General features: G+C 69.8%; 16 protein-coding genes. 10 read left to right on the top strand and 6 right to left on the bottom strand.

What is annotated here, in order from left to right:
* Nucleotides 1-46: 46 nt before the first annotated feature.
* Both epsC and QE452_RS18030 read left to right on the top strand, forming a co-directional pair.
* Nucleotides 47-994, top strand: a complete 948-nt coding sequence (epsC, locus tag QE452_RS18035) for a serine O-acetyltransferase EpsC (RefSeq protein ID WP_309659972.1) — start codon at nucleotides 47-49, stop codon at nucleotides 992-994.
* Nucleotides 995-1024: 30 nt separating this feature from the next.
* The gene (locus QE452_RS18030; protein ID WP_309659973.1) at nucleotides 1025-1261 is read left to right on the top strand and encodes a hypothetical protein; all 237 of its coding nucleotides are present in this window, start codon (nucleotides 1025-1027) and stop codon (nucleotides 1259-1261) included.
* 104 nt (nucleotides 1262-1365) lie between these two features.
* On the opposite strand, the gene QE452_RS18025 is transcribed toward QE452_RS18030, so the two are convergent.
* Nucleotides 1366-2418 (bottom strand): sulfotransferase, encoded by a 1053-nt coding sequence (locus QE452_RS18025; RefSeq protein WP_309730472.1) that lies wholly within the window; start codon nucleotides 2416-2418, stop codon nucleotides 1366-1368.
* Nucleotides 2419-2579: 161 nt separating this feature from the next.
* On the opposite strand from QE452_RS18025, the gene QE452_RS18020 reads away from it, so the two are divergent.
* Together QE452_RS18020 and QE452_RS18015 are read left to right on the top strand one after the other, a co-directional pair.
* On the top strand, nucleotides 2580-2837 hold the full coding sequence (locus QE452_RS18020; RefSeq protein ID WP_309730469.1) for a hypothetical protein: 258 nt from the start codon (nucleotides 2580-2582) through the stop codon (nucleotides 2835-2837).
* Between the two features lie 341 nt (nucleotides 2838-3178).
* Complete coding sequence (locus tag QE452_RS18015) at nucleotides 3179-4375, top strand: NF038122 family metalloprotease (RefSeq protein WP_309659975.1); 1197 nt, start codon at nucleotides 3179-3181, stop codon at nucleotides 4373-4375.
* Nucleotides 4376-4609: 234 nt separating this feature from the next.
* On the opposite strand, the gene ruvC is transcribed toward QE452_RS18015, so the two are convergent.
* Nucleotides 4610-5116: a crossover junction endodeoxyribonuclease RuvC gene (gene ruvC / locus QE452_RS18010; protein ID WP_125993518.1), complete on the bottom strand. Its 507-nt coding sequence runs from the start codon at nucleotides 5114-5116 to the stop codon at nucleotides 4610-4612.
* A 10-nt stretch (nucleotides 5117-5126) separates the two neighbouring features.
* Nucleotides 5127-5870: a YebC/PmpR family DNA-binding transcriptional regulator gene (locus QE452_RS18005; protein WP_309659976.1), complete on the bottom strand. Its 744-nt coding sequence runs from the start codon at nucleotides 5868-5870 to the stop codon at nucleotides 5127-5129.
* 84 nt (nucleotides 5871-5954) lie between these two features.
* On the opposite strand from QE452_RS18005, the gene QE452_RS18000 reads away from it, so the two are divergent.
* Entirely contained in the window at nucleotides 5955-7406 is a 1452-nt protein-coding gene (locus QE452_RS18000) for an ATP-binding protein (RefSeq protein ID WP_309659977.1), read from the top strand.
* 216 nt (nucleotides 7407-7622) lie between these two features.
* Here QE452_RS18000 and QE452_RS17995 read toward each other — a convergent pair whose 3' ends face one another.
* Together QE452_RS17995 and QE452_RS17990 are read right to left on the bottom strand one after the other, a co-directional pair.
* On the bottom strand, nucleotides 7623-7889 hold the full coding sequence (locus QE452_RS17995) for a DUF2312 domain-containing protein (RefSeq protein WP_125993521.1): 267 nt from the start codon (nucleotides 7887-7889) through the stop codon (nucleotides 7623-7625).
* 147 nt (nucleotides 7890-8036) lie between these two features.
* Nucleotides 8037-8330, bottom strand: coding sequence for a DUF1244 domain-containing protein (locus QE452_RS17990; protein WP_309659978.1), 294 nt, complete (start codon nucleotides 8328-8330; stop codon nucleotides 8037-8039).
* Nucleotides 8331-8401: 71 nt separating this feature from the next.
* Here QE452_RS17990 and pyk point away from each other — a divergent pair, with 71 nt between their 5' ends.
* Complete coding sequence (pyk, locus tag QE452_RS17985) at nucleotides 8402-9865, top strand: pyruvate kinase (RefSeq protein ID WP_309659979.1); 1464 nt, start codon at nucleotides 8402-8404, stop codon at nucleotides 9863-9865.
* Between the two features lie 96 nt (nucleotides 9866-9961).
* On the opposite strand, the gene purD is transcribed toward pyk, so the two are convergent.
* Nucleotides 9962-11224: a phosphoribosylamine--glycine ligase gene (gene purD, locus QE452_RS17980; protein WP_309659980.1), complete on the bottom strand. Its 1263-nt coding sequence runs from the start codon at nucleotides 11222-11224 to the stop codon at nucleotides 9962-9964.
* On the opposite strand from purD, the gene xseA reads away from it, so the two are divergent.
* The 4 genes from xseA to QE452_RS17960 are packed head-to-tail and all read left to right on the top strand — an operon-like array spanning nucleotide 11223 to nucleotide 14005.
* The gene (xseA, locus tag QE452_RS17975) at nucleotides 11223-12635 is read left to right on the top strand and encodes an exodeoxyribonuclease VII large subunit (protein WP_309659981.1); all 1413 of its coding nucleotides are present in this window, start codon (nucleotides 11223-11225) and stop codon (nucleotides 12633-12635) included. The two genes, purD and xseA, sit on opposite strands and share 2 nt — an antisense overlap.
* Nucleotides 12636-12653: 18 nt before the next feature.
* On the top strand, nucleotides 12654-12854 hold the full coding sequence (locus QE452_RS17970; protein ID WP_309659982.1) for a DUF2093 domain-containing protein: 201 nt from the start codon (nucleotides 12654-12656) through the stop codon (nucleotides 12852-12854).
* Nucleotides 12851-13720: a M23 family metallopeptidase gene (locus QE452_RS17965; RefSeq protein ID WP_309659983.1), complete on the top strand. Its 870-nt coding sequence runs from the start codon at nucleotides 12851-12853 to the stop codon at nucleotides 13718-13720. The genes QE452_RS17970 and QE452_RS17965 overlap by 4 nt, the downstream gene beginning before the upstream one ends.
* A 39-nt stretch (nucleotides 13721-13759) precedes the next feature.
* Nucleotides 13760-14005 carry a hypothetical protein gene (locus QE452_RS17960; protein WP_125993528.1) on the top strand — a complete coding sequence of 82 codons (246 nt, stop codon included), beginning with the start codon at nucleotides 13760-13762 and terminating at the stop codon, nucleotides 14003-14005.
* Nucleotides 14006-14024: the final 19 nt, after the last annotated feature.

Below are 14024 nucleotides of genomic sequence, written 5' to 3'. Positions count from 1 at the left end.
TACTAGATTGATGGGATATGCTCCGGTTCGAAAGGAGCCGCTCCCGATGACCATCCCCGTCCACCTCGATACACCCGCGAGCGGTTCCGCGATCGACGAGGCGATGCAGGGCCTCGCCTCGGCGCGCCGCGCCTGGCGCGACCGGCATCCGGTGGCGATCAGTCGCTTCCCCGACCGGGGCGCGATCGAGCGGGCGGTGGAGCTCTTGTCCGCCGCGCTCTACCCGCAGCGGATCGGCGGCTATCGCGGCCGCCCTGAGGATGAGGACCGGTTCGTCGCCGCCAAGCTGATGGCCGCGCTGGTCGAGCTGGAACGGGAGGTTGGCCATGAACTCGCCTATTGGCAGGACGAGTCGCAGGCGCGCTTCGACCCCGACCAGGCCAGCCTGATCGTCCGCCTGTTCGCCGCGACGCTGGGCGAGGTGCGCCGCCTGACCGACAGCGATGTCGAGGCGGCGTTCCTGGGCGACCCCGCCGCGCGCAGCGTCGACGAGATCCTGATCTGCTATCCGGGCGCAATCGCCAGCCTGCACCACCGCATCGCCCATCCGCTCTATGAACTGGGCGCGCCGATCGTGGCGCGGATCGTGTCCGAACTGGCCAATGGCCGCACCGGCATCGACATCCATCCGGGCGCCACGATCGGCGGTCATTTCTTCATCGACCACGGCACCGGCGTCGTTATCGGCGAGACCGCGATCATCGGCGAGCGGGTGCGGCTCTACCAGCATGTCACGCTCGGCGCGCGGACGCCGGCCGGCACCACCGATCTCGCCCCGCGCGACCGTTATGCCCGGCATCCGATCGTGGAGGATGATGTCGTCATCTATGCCGGCGCGACGATCCTGGGTCGGGTGTCGATCGGCCGCGGCACGACGATCGGCGGCAATGTCTGGCTGCTGTCCGACGTGCCGCCCGACAGCATCGTCACCCAGCCCGAGGCGATTCGGCTGAGCCGTGCCGAGGGCGAGCGGCTGCGCGAGGCGCTGACCTGACCGCTTCATTATTTCAACAGGAGGATTTGGATGAAGACCCGGACCATCTTGCCGCTGCTCGCAGCCGCCACGCTCGGCTTGTCGGCCTGCGGGCCCAAGGCGGAGACGAGCGACGGCAATGCCGCGCTGAACGTGACCGATGCCGACCTGGCCGACAACCTCACCGCGACCGACGAACCGCTGGCCGCCGACAATGCCGCGCTCGGCAACGACGCCCTGGTCAACGACACGCTCGGTAACGAGACCGCCCCCGGCAACGGCCTCTGACCCCTTTCGGCGGGCGACCGCCGTACCCTATCGCCTGGAATGCTCCCTAGGCGTAGCCTCCTGGCCCGGCGCTGTCGCAGCGTCGGGCCGCTTCGTGTCCGGGGTCATGCCGCATAGGCGCGGACGAACGGCTTTAGGTGACGGCGATAGGGCTCCGCCACGCCCAGCCCGTCGCGATTGATCGGCCGGCGGACCTGGAGGCTGCTCGCCGTCGCCACCACCCGGTCGGTCTGGTGGAAGTCATAGGCGGCACGTTCGTCGGCCAGCCCGCAATGGCGGAGCAGCCGGCCGATCCACGGCTCCGGATCGGTCACGAAGTCGGTGAACGGCACCACCAGCAACCGGTCGCCCAGCCGCGCCTGCCAATAGGCGAGCAACTGGTCCTCCAGCCGGAAATGATGCGCGATATCGCCCAGGTCGTGGCTCCAGCCGACGCCGTGGATGAAGAAAGTGCGGAAGCAGGACCAGGCGCTGTCGAGCGGATCGCGGCGCATCCAGATCAGCGGCGCATCGGGCAGCATCGTCGCGATCAGCCCCAGGAAGCGGCTGTTGTCGATCGTCTTGTCGACGATCCGCCCCGCCGTCCCGAACCGCTCGGACAGGAGGTGGAGGTAGAGGCCCGCCATCGCCTCCAGCGACCCGCCCGCCGCCAGATGCCGCGCGATCGCCTCGGCCGACACGCCGCCGGTGGCGACCGCGACCTGGTGCGCGACGCTGATCTCCGCGCCGTCCGCCACCGCGCTATGGCTGGTCAGGATCTGCTCGACCAGCGTCGTGCCCGATCGCGGCAGGCCGGTGACGATGATCGGGCGGTCGGTGGCGATCGTCTGGCGTGCGCGCATCCGCTCGAACCAGTCGCCCTCGAACCCGCTCCGCGCCGCCAGGGCATTGGCCTCGTTGCCGGCACGGCTATAGGGCCGCTCCGCCTTGAGCAGCGCCGCGCCGCGCGCATAGGCGGCGAAGGCGGCATCGGTTTCGCCGCGATCGGCGTGGAGCTTGCCCAGCGCATAGCAGAAGCGCGCATAATCGCCGGGCGCCTGTCCCTCCGCCGCCTTCGCCTCGGCCAGCATCCGCTCGCCCAGGGGATGGTCGCGCAGATGGACGGTCGCGGCCAGCGACAGCCAGGCCGGCCCCCAGCCCGGCCGCGCGCCGAGCACCTGTTCGAGCTGCTCGCGGCCCCTCCTCGACCAGCCCCAAAGTCACCGCCGTGTTGCCCCGCACATAGGCATGGCCGGCCCGATCCGGCACGTCGACCGGCAGTCGCGCGATCAGCGCATGCGCCTCGCGCAACCGGTTGGTCTGGGTCAGCAGCACCACCTTGGCGAACTGCGCCTGGGGCGATCCGCCCGCCGCCGCGACGAAGGCGTCCATCGCCCGGTGCGCCAGCCCGAACTCGCCGCTGACCCGCATCAGTTCGGCGAGCGCCCGCCACTGTGCGCCCAACGGTGCGCGCGCCTGGAGCAGCGCCGCCGCCGCCGCATTGGTGGCGGTCCGGTCCTTTGCCGCCGTGGCGGCTTTCAGGGCGGCGATCATCGGCAGGAGGGATGCGCTTTGGTTCGTCATTCCAGGACGATAACCGAAGCCTTCGCGCCTGCATCAGGAAATCCGCACCCCAGGAGCCTGCTGCACCGCCACACCGCCTGTTCCTGCGCAATCAGGCTGGGCACTAGCTCCAGTCCGGCCCCATTTACAGCCAGAACGGTTATAGGCGCGCTACAACGATTCGCCGGCATGTCGGTTCCGCCGGAGGACAAAGCTGTCACCTTTCCTCAGGAGATCGCGACAAGATACGGTAGAACATGGCTTTATCGATGACATTTTCGTTCAAAATGCATTGACAGCCTCGCTGACCCAATGGTTAATATCACATTAACGAAGCCTGCCAGGGATGGGGGTTCGTCAACCAAAGGGGTTACCATGAAGCTGAAGCATCTGTTCTGCTGCGGCGTCGCCTTGTGCGTCGCGTCCACCGGCGCCCAGGCGGCGACCTTCAACCTCATCGACGTTGGCGGCGTGAAGGGTTCGGCGGCCGAGGCCGGTTTCAACATCGCCGCCGCCTATTGGGGCTCGGTGCTGACCAACGACGTGACGATCAACCTGAACGTCAAGTTCGCCCCGCTCGCCCCCAACGTCATCGGCTCGACCGGCAGCGCCCGCACCGACGTGTCGGTGGCGCGCTGGGAGCGCGGCATCGCCGCCACCAAGAGCGATTCGCTGCTCGACCGCGCCGTCGTGCTGCCCAGCCTGAACAGCCAGGGCGGCGTGAAGCTGGTGTCGAACGGCACCGACGCGGCGGGCAATGACGACCTGTCCTATACCCAGTTCATCGATGGCTCGACGACCAGCAGCAAGACGCTGTACATGAACACCGCACTGGCCAAGGCGACCGGTATCGTCGGCGCCAACAATCCGGTGATCGACGGCAACATCACGTTCAGCAGCACCTTCGGCTTCGATTTCGATCCGACCGACGGCATCTCGGCGAACACCTTCGACTTCATCGGCGTCGCCATCCACGAGATCGGCCATGCGCTGGGCTTCGTGTCGGGCGTCGACTTCCTCGATGTGTACGGCGGCAACGGCCCGGGCGCCGGCACGCTCGGCTACAGCCTGAACGACACCTCGATCTACAGCGCGCTCGACATGTTCCGCTACAGCGCCGACTCGACGCGCGCGGTGCGCGGCAAGCCCGACGTGCTCGACCTCAGCGTCGGCAGCGAGGCCTATTTCTCGATCGACGGCGGCAAGACTGCGCTGTTCGGCAACAAGCTGGCGACCGGCCGCTACAATGGCGACGGCGACCAGGCTTCGCACTGGAAGGACGCGGTCGGCTGCACCGGGCAGATCGGCATCCTCGACCCGACCTTCTGCTTCGGCCAGGAAGGCGAAGTGACCGCGCTCGACCTTGCCGCCTATGACGCGATGGGCTGGAACACCAGTGTCGACGTGCTGCGCAACCCGAACTACGTCGCCACCACCGCCAGCATCTATCGCCAGTTCGCCTCGCTCGTCCCCGAGCCCGGCAGCTGGGCGCTGATGCTGACCGGCTTCGCGATGATGGGCGTGACGCTGCGCGGCCGCCGCACCCGCACGCGGGTCACCTTCGCGGCCTGACCCCTTCGACTGTGCGAAGCGGACGCCGTCGGTCCCAGCGGACCGGCGGCGTCTTGCTGTCGGGTGCAGTGCAGGACGGTATGACGCCCCCGCCCGCGCCCCTTTTCCTTCCCCCGCCAAGGCGGGGCCCCGGTCGGGGAACGCGCGTGCCGAGGCGCGACGCTCGATTACATCAGCCTTCCCGACGGGGCCCCGGCCTTCGCCGGGAACCGGCGGAGATTGCCGTCCGACCTACTACGCCATCACCCGCGCGCGCCGGGCCATGCCGGCGGCGCTGGCGACGTGGTGGGCGTGGGTGATCGCCACCGCCAGCGCGTCCGCCGCGTCGGGCCCGGCGAGCTTCGCGCCGGGCAGCAGATGCGCCATCATCGCCTGGATCTGGCGCTTGTCCGCGCCGCCGGTGCCGACCACCGCCTTCTTGACGACGCTGGGGTGATATTCGCCGATCGCCAGACCCGAGCCCGCCGCCGCCAGCAGCACGACGCCGCGCGCCTGGCCCAGCTTCAGCGTCGACTGGGCATTGGTGTTGCCCAGCACCTCCTCCACCGCCGCGCCCTCCGGCCGTTCGGCGCGGATCACGTCGATCAGCGCGGCATAGAGGTTGGTCAGCCGGCGCGGCAGCGGCATCGACGGCTCGGTTTTGATCTGGCCGTTGGCGATGTGCGACAGGCGATTGCCCTCGGCCCGGATCACGCCCCAGCCGGTCGTGCCCAATCCCGGGTCCAGGCCGAGGATGATCATCCGCCGCCGCTCAGCCCAGCTTCGCCATCACGTCGTCGGAGACCTCGTAATTGCCCCAGACGGTCTGGACGTCGTCGTCATCGTCCAGCGTGTCGATCAGCTTGAACAGGGTCGCCGCCTCGTCCTCGTTGACCGCGACCATGGTCTGCGGCCGCCAGGCCAGCTTCGCGCCCTCCGGCTCGCCCAGCACCGGCTCCAGCGCCTTGGCGACTTCGTGCAGGTCGGCGACCGCGGTCCAGATCTCATGCCCGTCCTCGGACGAGCTGACATCCTCCGCACCCGCCTCCAGCGCCGCCTCGAACACCTTCTCGGCATCGCCGACGGTGGCGGGATAGGAGATCAGGCCCATCCGGTCGAAGCCATGGCTGACCGAGCCCGACGCGCCCAGATTGCCGCCATTCTTCGACACGGCGGTGCGGACATTGGTCGCGGTGCGGTTGCGATTGTCGGTCAGCGCCTCGATGATCAGCGACACGCCGCCGGGGCCGAACCCCTCGTAGCGGATTTCCTCGTAGCTTTCCGTGTCGCCCTTGGCGGCCTTGTCGATCGACCGCTGGATATTGTCCTTGGGCATGGACTGGGCCTTGGCGGCGTTGATCGCGGCGCGCAGGCGGGGGTTCATGTCCGGATCGGGCAGACCCATCTTCGCCGCGACGGTGATCTCGCGGGAGAGCTTGGAGAACATGCTCGACCGCTTCTTGTCCTGTGCACCCTTGCGATGCATGATATTCTTGAACTTGCTGTGACCTGCCATGATACGCCTCTGCGATGATGGCTTGCCCTTAAACCGTGAAAGGGGCTTTCGCCAACCGGCCGCTTGGGCCAAATGGGCGCACTCATGACGGTACGCGTGGACATGGGGCTGGACGAGCGTGGCAGCGCCGTCGGGCTCGACCTGGAAGAATTGCTCGCCACCCGCTTGCTCGTGCAGGGCAATTCGGGATCGGGTAAGTCGCATCTGCTGCGCCGCCTGCTCGAACGCTCGGCCGGCCAGGTCCAGCAAGTGGTGATCGACCCGGAGGGCGATTTCGTCACGCTCGGCCCCGCCTATGGCCATGTCGTGATCGAGGCGTCCGATTATTCCATTCCCGAGGTGTCACGGCTGGCGACCCGCCTGCGCGAGCATCGGGCCTCGGTGGTCCTCAGCCTCGAAGGGCTGGAGGCGGAGGGGCAGATGCGTTGCGCCGCCGCCTTCCTCCAGGCGCTGTTCGACGCGCCGCGCGAACATTGGTATCCGGCGCTGGTCGTGGTCGACGAGGCGCAGCTCTTCGCCCCCACCACCGGCGGCGAAGTGGCCGAGGAGGTGCGGCGCGCCTCCCTGTCGGCAATGACCAACCTGATGTGCCGGGGGCGCAAGCGCGGGCTGGCCGGCGTGATCGCGACCCAGCGACTCGCCAAGCTGGCCAAGAATGTCGCGGCCGAGGCGTCCAACTTCCTGATGGGCCGGACCTTTCTCGATATCGACATGGCGCGCGCCGCCGACTTGCTCGGCATGGAGCGGCGCCAGGCGGAGGCGATTCGCGATCTCGCGCGCGGCCAGTTTATGGCGCTGGGGCCTGCCGTGTCGCGTCGGCCGATCAACGTGCGGATCGGCGCGGTCGAGACCTCGGCCCGTTCGGGCAGCCCGAAGCTGACGCCCCTGCCCGACGCCAAGTCGGTGGAGCTGGCCGACCTGCTCGCCGAACCCGCCGCCCCCGAGCTGCCCATGAGCTTCGAGGCGCGGCCCCGGCTGGTGCCGGTCGGCGAACTGATGGCCGATATCGCGCGGCCGCCCGCGCCGCCGCCGACGCCGCTGCCCGAAAAGGACGCGGGTGAGGTCGAGGCCATCTATGCCGAGGCGCTGCGCGCGATCGTCGCCGATCCCGACGCATCGCTGCGGCCCGGGCCGACCCTGTTCCAGGATTTCCAGGTGCGCTGCCGCATGGCCGGGCTGGCGCGGCCGCCACTCGACCTGCCGGGCTTCACCCGCCGCCTCGCCTGCGCCCGCGCCGGCATCTACGATCCCGAGGACCCCGAATGGGTCGACGCGATCGCGCTGGGCGGCACCCTGCCCGACGACATGCTGGGCGCGTTCCTGCTGGTGGCCCGCGCGGCGAAGGAGGGGAAGCCCTGCCCGTCCGATTCGGCGCTGGCGGCGACCTATGGCACCAGCTCGCTTGGCCGGGTGCGCCGCCTGATCGGCTATATCGAAAGCCGCGACCTGTTCGTGATGCGCACCGACCTGTCGGGCAAGCGCTCGATCACCATCCCGCATCTGGGGTGGACGACGGAGCCGGCGGAGGCGGGCTGATAAGAGGTTCCACGCCGCGTCAGGCGGATGCGGACTCGTGCCAGCAAAATTTGCCATCCCGGCGAAGGCCGGAATCCAGTTGGGGGATGACGTTTGCACGCCATTCGACATGTCTCACAACTGGACCCCGGCCTTCGCCGGGGTGGAGGGTCGCAGGAATGAGGCGTCATCCCCTTTGGTGACCACCGCCTGCGCCCTCGCGGAATGGGAAATCGATCAGAGCATCCCGAGCGCCTGCATGTACACTTCGAGGATCGACTGCTCCTCCTGATACTCTTCGCGCTTCTTCTTGCGGATCGACATGATCTTGCGGATCGCCTTGGGATCGTAGCCGCGGCCCTTGGCCTCCGCCATGACGTCCTTGATGTCGTCCGAGATGCCCTTCTTCTCTTCTTCCAGCCGCTCGGCGCGCTCGATCAGCAGGCGCAGCTCGTCCGCTGCCACCTGACCGCCGCCCATGCCTTCGCCCCGCTCGTCGCCCATGATCCGTCCTTATCGAAATGACTCCGCCTCGCCCTCGCGACTGCACGAGGGGGCGGGCCGGTTAACCCTGTAGGGTGCGGCGGCGCGTCTACGGGATCGCGCCGCTTCGCTCAAGGCTTTGGCGGCGAACCGCCGGGACAGGATGCATCAGGCCGCGTTGCGGCGGACGCTTTCTTCCATGCGCGCCAGCTGTTCGGGCGTCGCCTCCAGCTGATGATCGCGCTTCCAATCGGCATAGGACATGCCGTAAATGGCTTCGCGCGCCTGGTCCTTCGACAGGCCGCCCGCCTCCGCCGTCCAGTCGGACAAGCAGTTGCGGCAAAATCCGGCCAGGCCCATCAGATCGACGTTCTGTGCGTCGCTGCGATGGCGCAAATGCCGGACGAGGCGGCGAAATGCCGCAGCGGCCGCCGAGTCGTCGAGTGCGTCAAGAGGGTCCATACGTATGCTCCGCGGTTGATCCCTCCTATTTAGGCATTAGGACGCGGCGTGCACCCCAGGAAGGTAACTGAATGACCATCGCCATCGCTCCCCGCTCGCGCAAGGTGCGCGTGCTCGCGACCTTGGGCCCCGCCAGCAATAGCCGCGAGATGATCGCCAAGCTGTTCGAGGCCGGTGCCGACGCCTTCCGCGTGAACATGAGCCATGGCGATCAGGCCTCCAAGATCGGCGTGATCCAGGCGATCCGCAGCCTGGAGGCGGATTACGGCCGCCCGACCACCATCCTCGCCGATCTCCAGGGCCCCAAGCTGCGCGTCGGCAAGTTCGAGGGCGGCCGGGTCGAGCTGGTCACCGGCTCCACCTTCGTGCTCGACCGCGACCCGACGCCGGGCGATGCGACACGCGCCGAGCTGCCGCATCGCGAGATCTTCGCGGCGATCGAGGCGGGCGCGCGCCTGCTGCTCGACGACGGCAAGCTGGTGCTGCGCGTCACCGAGCATGACGTGGACCGGATCACCACCACGGTCGAGGTCGGCGGCCCGCTGTCGAACAACAAGGGTCTGAACGTGCCCGACGTGGTGCTGCCGATGGCGGCGCTGACCGACAAGGACCGCAGCGACCTGGCCTTCGCGGTCGAGCAGGGCGTCGACTGGATCGCGCTCAGCTTCGTGCAGCGGCCCGAGGACCTGATGGAGGCGCGCGGCCTGATCAAGGGCAAGGCGGCGCTGCTCGCCAAGATCGAGAAGCCGGCGGCGATCGAGCGGCTGGAGGAGATCGTCGAGCAGTGCGACGGCGTCATGGTGGCGCGCGGCGACCTGGGCGTCGAACTGCCGCCCGAGCAGGTGCCGCCGCTCCAGAAGCGGATCGTCGAGGTGTCGCGGCGGCTTGGCCGGCCAGTGGTGGTCGCCACCCAGATGCTCGAATCGATGATCCAGTCGCCCTCGCCGACCCGCGCCGAGGTGTCGGACGTCGCCACCGCCATCTATGACGGCGCGGATGCGATCATGCTGTCGGCCGAATCGGCGGCGGGCGCCTGGCCGGTCGAATCGGTCGCGATGATGAACGCGATCGGCAATGCCGTGGAGCGCGATCCCGGCCATGGCGACCGCGTCCACTTCACCGTGACCAAGCCCGATCCGACCACCGCCGACGCGATGGCCGAGGCGGCGAAGGGGATCGCGCGCACCACATCGGCGGTGGCGATCATCTGCTTCACCACCAGCGGCTCGACCGCCCGCCGCGTCGCGCGCGAGCGGCCGTCGGTGCCGATCCTGGTACTGACCCCGCAGGCGGAGACGGCGCGGCGGCTGGGCCTGCTCTGGGGCACGCATGCGGTGCACACCCGCGACGTCGAGAGCTTCGAGGAAATGGTCGCCAAGGCCAAGCGCATGGCGCTGCGCCACGGCATCGCCAAGGCCGGCGAGCAGGTGGTGGTGATGGCCGGCGTGCCGTTCCGCACGCCCGGCTCCACCAACGTGATCCATGTCGTCCGCATCACCGGCGACGAGCTGAAGGATTACGGCACGGCGGGGTGAGCCAACCATTCCTCCCCCGCGGGGGAGGAACCGCGCCGGTCATGGCCGACGCCGAAGAAGGGAAGGGGGCGGGATCGCCGGGACCCCGCCCCGCCCTTACCCCCGCGCCACCTCGCGCCAGCCGATGTCGCGGCGGCAGAAGCCATCGGCATAATCGATCGCGTCGACCGCATGATAGGCCAAGGCCTGTGCCCCCGCGATCGAGGGCGAGCGGGCGGTGACCGCCAGCACGCGACCGCCGCTCGCCACCAGCGTATCGCCGTCCATCCGCGTTCCCGCCTGGAACACGATCGCGCCCGCCGCCGCCGCCGCATCGAGTGCGCGGATCGCGCCGCCCGCTGCCGGGGTGCCGGGATAGCCGCGCGCCGCCACCACCACGGTCAGCGCCACATCGTCGGAGAAGACGGGCACCGGGGCCGCGGCCAGCCGCCCCTCCGCCACCGCCAGCATCAGCGCGACCAGATCGCCCTGGAAGCGCGGCATCAGCACCTGCGTTTCCGGGTCGCCGAAGCGGGCATTATATTCGATCAGCTTCGGCCCCGTCGCGGTCAGCATCAGCCCGGCATAGAGCACGCCGATAAAGGGCGTGCCCTCCGCCGCCAGCGCCGCGACGGTCGGGCGGATGATCTCGTCGATCGCGCGCGCCTCCAGCGCCGGGGTCAGCACGCACGCGGGGCTGTAGGCGCCCATGCCGCCGGTATTGGGACCGGTGTCGCCATCGCCGACGCGCTTGTGATCCTGCGCGGTGCCGAACGCCATGATGTCGGTGCCGTCGGTCAGCACGAACAGGCTGGCCTCCTCGCCGTCGAGGAATTCCTCGATCACCGCCTCCGCGCCGGGGGCCTGGAACAGGTCGCGCACCGCCGCCAGCGCCTCGTCGCGGGTCATGGCGACGGTCACGCCCTTGCCCGCCGCCAGTCCGTCCGCCTTCACCACCACCGGCAGGCCGAACGTGTCGGTCAGCGCCGCCTCGGCGGTGGCGAGGTCGGTGACGCGCAGGTAGCCGGCGGTGGGGATGCCGGCGCGCGCGCACAGGTCCTTGGTGAAGCCCTTCGATCCCTCCAGCTGCGCCGCCGCGCGGCCGGGGCCGAACACCGGCACGCCGGCGTCGCGCAGGCTGTCGGCCAGGCCGTCGACCAGCGGCGCTTCCGGCCCGATCACCACGAGGCCGATCGCCCGGTCGCGCGCGAAGGCGACGACGGCGGCGTGATCGGTCGCATCGAGCGGCACGATCGTCGCGACCTGCGCGATGCCGGGGTTGCCGGGCGCGGCGAAGAGCGTATCGAGAAGCGGCGATTGCGCCAGCTTCCATGCCAGCGCGTGTTCGCGGCCCCCGGAGCCGAGTAGCAGGACGTTCATGCCCGATCCCTTTTCATCTGAGCCGCGGCTGGTAGCCGAGCCGACGCCCGGCGACAACGCACTCGCTTTGTCGGTCGGCGAGCTGTCGTCCAAGCTGAAGCGCATGGTGGAGGGCGAGTTCGGCCATGTCCGCCTGCGCGGCGAGATTTCCGGTTTCAAGCGCGCCGCCTCCGGCCATGTCTATCTGGCGCTGAAGGACGAATCGGCGGTGATCGACGGGGTGATGTGGAAGGGGGTGGCCAATGCCCTCGCCTTCAGCCCGCAGGACGGGGTGGAGGTGATCGCCACCGGCAAGCTGACCATCTATCCCGGCCGTTCCAAATACCAGATCGTGATCGAGCGGATGGAGCTGGCCGGGGCCGGCGCGCTGATGGCGCTGCTGGAGAAGCTGCGCGCGCAACTCGCCGGCGAGGGGCTGTTCGACCGCGACCGCAAGCAGCCCCTGCCGTTCCTGCCGCGCGTGATCGGCGTCGTCACCTCGCCGACCGGCGCGGTGATCCGCGACATCCTCCACCGGCTGGAGGATCGCTGTCCGACCCGGGTGATCGTCTGGCCGGTCAAGGTGCAGGGCGAGGGCGCGGCGGCGGAGGTGGCGGCGGCGGTGCGCGGCTTCGACGCGCTGCCGACGGACGGTCCGGTCCCCCGCCCCGACCTGGTGATCGTCGCGCGCGGCGGCGGCTCGATCGAGGATCTGTGGGCGTTCAACGAGGAGGTGGTGGTCCGCGCCGTCGCCGCCTGTTCGATCCCGATCATCTCCGCGGTCGGGCATGAGACGGACACGACATTGTGCGACCATGCCGCCGACCTGCGCGCGCCGACGCCGACCGCCGCCGCCGAGATCGCCGTGCCGGTGCTCGCCGAGCTGCGGCTGACCATCGATTCGCACCGCCAGCGCACCGAACGCTGCGCGCGCCGCTATGTCGAGCGCGGGCGCGAGCGGCTGACCGCGCTCGCCCGGCTGTTGCCGAAGCGGGACGCGCTGCTCGGCCCCCAGCGCCAGCGCGCCGACGACGCGGGGGCGCGGCTCGATCGCGGGCTGGAGCGGCGGGTGACGGTGGCGCGCGGCCAGCTCGACCGGGCGACCGGCGCGCTGCGCCCGGCGGTGCTGCAACGGCAGGTGGATTCGGCCCGGCATCGGCTGGAATCCACCTGGCGGCTGGTGCAGACGCTCAACCCCGACAATGTGCTGGAGCGCGGCTATGCCCGCGTCACCGCGCGCGACGGCGCGACCCTGATGTCCAGCGCGGCGGTGACGGCGGCGGGCGCGTTGACGCTGCGCTTCCGCGACGGCAGCGTCGATGTGGCGGTCGATCCGGGCGACGGGAAGACGCCCGACAAGCCCCGCCGGGTTGAGCGGTCCGCGCCCAAGGCCTATGCCGCCCCCATTCCCGAGCAGCCGACGCTGCTCTAGCCGCGAAGAAAGCCGCCCATGCTGATGTCCAACGCCGATCGTCCCGCCCGCCTGCACTATATGGCGAACGGCTTTCGCGTGCTGGTGCCGGGCGACCATGTCGTCTGCGCGGTCACCGGCGCGCGCATCGGACTGGAGGATTTGCGCTACTGGAGCGTGCGCGACCAGCAGCCCTATGCCACCGCCCAGGTGTCGAGCGAGGCGCTGGCCCCGCGATGACGCCGGGCTGGGCGCTGCTGCTGCTGCTGTCCGCCGCGCCGGTCGGGGCGGCGACCCGCGACGGCATCGTGCAGGACGCGCTGCCGCCCGCCAGTTCCGCCGTCACGCCGTTCCGATGGTCGGGCGATGCGATCCAGGGCGGGCTGATCCGGGGCCAGGCGCCGGACGGCGCGGTGCTGGCGACGCTCGACGGCAAGCCGCTGCCGATCGCGGCGGACGGGTCGTTCATCATCGGCTTCGACCGCGATGCGGGACCGACCGTGCAGGTCGAGGTGACGATGGCGGACGGACGCACGCTCAGCCAGACGCTGGCGGTGCGCCCCCGCGACTGGCGGATCGAGCGGGTCGATGCGCCCTATCGCGCCGGCAAGACCGATGCCGAATTCGCCGCCGCCCGCCCCGCCGAACTGGCGCAGATCGTCGCGGCGCGCGAGGCCGCGACCGATGCGACCGGCTGGCAGCAGCGTTTCCGCTGGCCGGTGGCGGGGCGGCAGTCGGGCTGGTTCGGCTCGCAACGCGTCTATCAGGGCAAGCCCGGCGGCTATCACAGCGGCGCGGACGTGGCGGTGCCGACCGGCACGGCCATCGTCGCGCCGGCCGATGGCGTGGTGATCCTGGCGGCGCAGACCCCCTTCACGCTGGAGGGGCATCTGCTGATGCTCGACCATGGCATGGGGCTGAACAGCGCCTTCCTGCATCTGTCGCAGATCGACGTCGCGCCGGGTGACCATGTCCGCCAGGGCCAGGTGATCGGCCGGTCGGGAGCCACCGGCCGCGCGACGGGGCCGCATCTGCACTGGAGCCTGCAATGGCGCGGCGCGAAGCTCGACCCCCTGCTGGTCGCGGGTCCGGTTCCGGCGCGGTAGGGCGTTGACGCCGGGCCCGCCCACGCCCACCTCGCGGCGATGGTGATCGAACCCGTTCCGTCCGACCTGCGCGCCTTTGTCGTCAGGGACTTCACGCCGGCCCAATTGGCGGAGGGCTATAGCGGCGCGCTCTATGCGCTGTGCGCGACGCGGCCCTATATGCTGGCGCGCGAGGCCGATCTCGCCTTCTCGATCGACCGGGCCCGCTGGGAGCGCGAGCGGATCATCCAGCTGCGCTTCGACACGATCGCCGATGCGGTGCGCTTCTTCGGCTGGATCGACTGAGGACAAAAAAAGCCCCCGC

The organism is Sphingomonas sp. SORGH_AS_0438, assembly GCF_031453475.1.
In the GTDB taxonomy this organism is placed as follows: domain Bacteria; phylum Pseudomonadota; class Alphaproteobacteria; order Sphingomonadales; family Sphingomonadaceae; genus Sphingomonas.
The sequence above is the reverse complement of the archived record's forward strand: the minus strand, read 5'-3'. Positions and strand labels throughout refer to the sequence as shown.

Coding starts and splice junctions, on each gene's coding strand:
- epsC (WP_309659972.1), top strand. CDS start 47: ATGACCATCCCCGTCCACCTCGATACACCCGCGAGCGGTTCCGCGATC.
- QE452_RS18030 (WP_309659973.1), top strand. CDS start 1,025: ATGAAGACCCGGACCATCTTGCCGCTGCTCGCAGCCGCCACGCTCGGC.
- QE452_RS18015 (WP_309659975.1), top strand. CDS start 3,179: ATGAAGCTGAAGCATCTGTTCTGCTGCGGCGTCGCCTTGTGCGTCGCG.
- ruvC (WP_125993518.1), bottom strand. CDS start 5,116: ATGATCATCCTCGGCCTGGACCCGGGATTGGGCACGACCGGCTGGGGC.
- QE452_RS18005 (WP_309659976.1), bottom strand. CDS start 5,870: ATGGCAGGTCACAGCAAGTTCAAGAATATCATGCATCGCAAGGGTGCA.
- QE452_RS18000 (WP_309659977.1), top strand. CDS start 5,955: ATGACGGTACGCGTGGACATGGGGCTGGACGAGCGTGGCAGCGCCGTC.
- QE452_RS17995 (WP_125993521.1), bottom strand. CDS start 7,889: ATGGGCGACGAGCGGGGCGAAGGCATGGGCGGCGGTCAGGTGGCAGCG.
- QE452_RS17990 (WP_309659978.1), bottom strand. CDS start 8,330: ATGGACCCTCTTGACGCACTCGACGACTCGGCGGCCGCTGCGGCATTT.
- pyk (WP_309659979.1), top strand. CDS start 8,402: ATGACCATCGCCATCGCTCCCCGCTCGCGCAAGGTGCGCGTGCTCGCG.
- xseA (WP_309659981.1), top strand. CDS start 11,223: ATGCCCGATCCCTTTTCATCTGAGCCGCGGCTGGTAGCCGAGCCGACG.
- purD (WP_309659980.1), bottom strand. CDS start 11,224: ATGAACGTCCTGCTACTCGGCTCCGGGGGCCGCGAACACGCGCTGGCA.
- QE452_RS17970 (WP_309659982.1), top strand. CDS start 12,654: ATGCTGATGTCCAACGCCGATCGTCCCGCCCGCCTGCACTATATGGCG.
- QE452_RS17965 (WP_309659983.1), top strand. CDS start 12,851: ATGACGCCGGGCTGGGCGCTGCTGCTGCTGCTGTCCGCCGCGCCGGTC.
- QE452_RS17960 (WP_125993528.1), top strand. CDS start 13,760: ATGGTGATCGAACCCGTTCCGTCCGACCTGCGCGCCTTTGTCGTCAGG.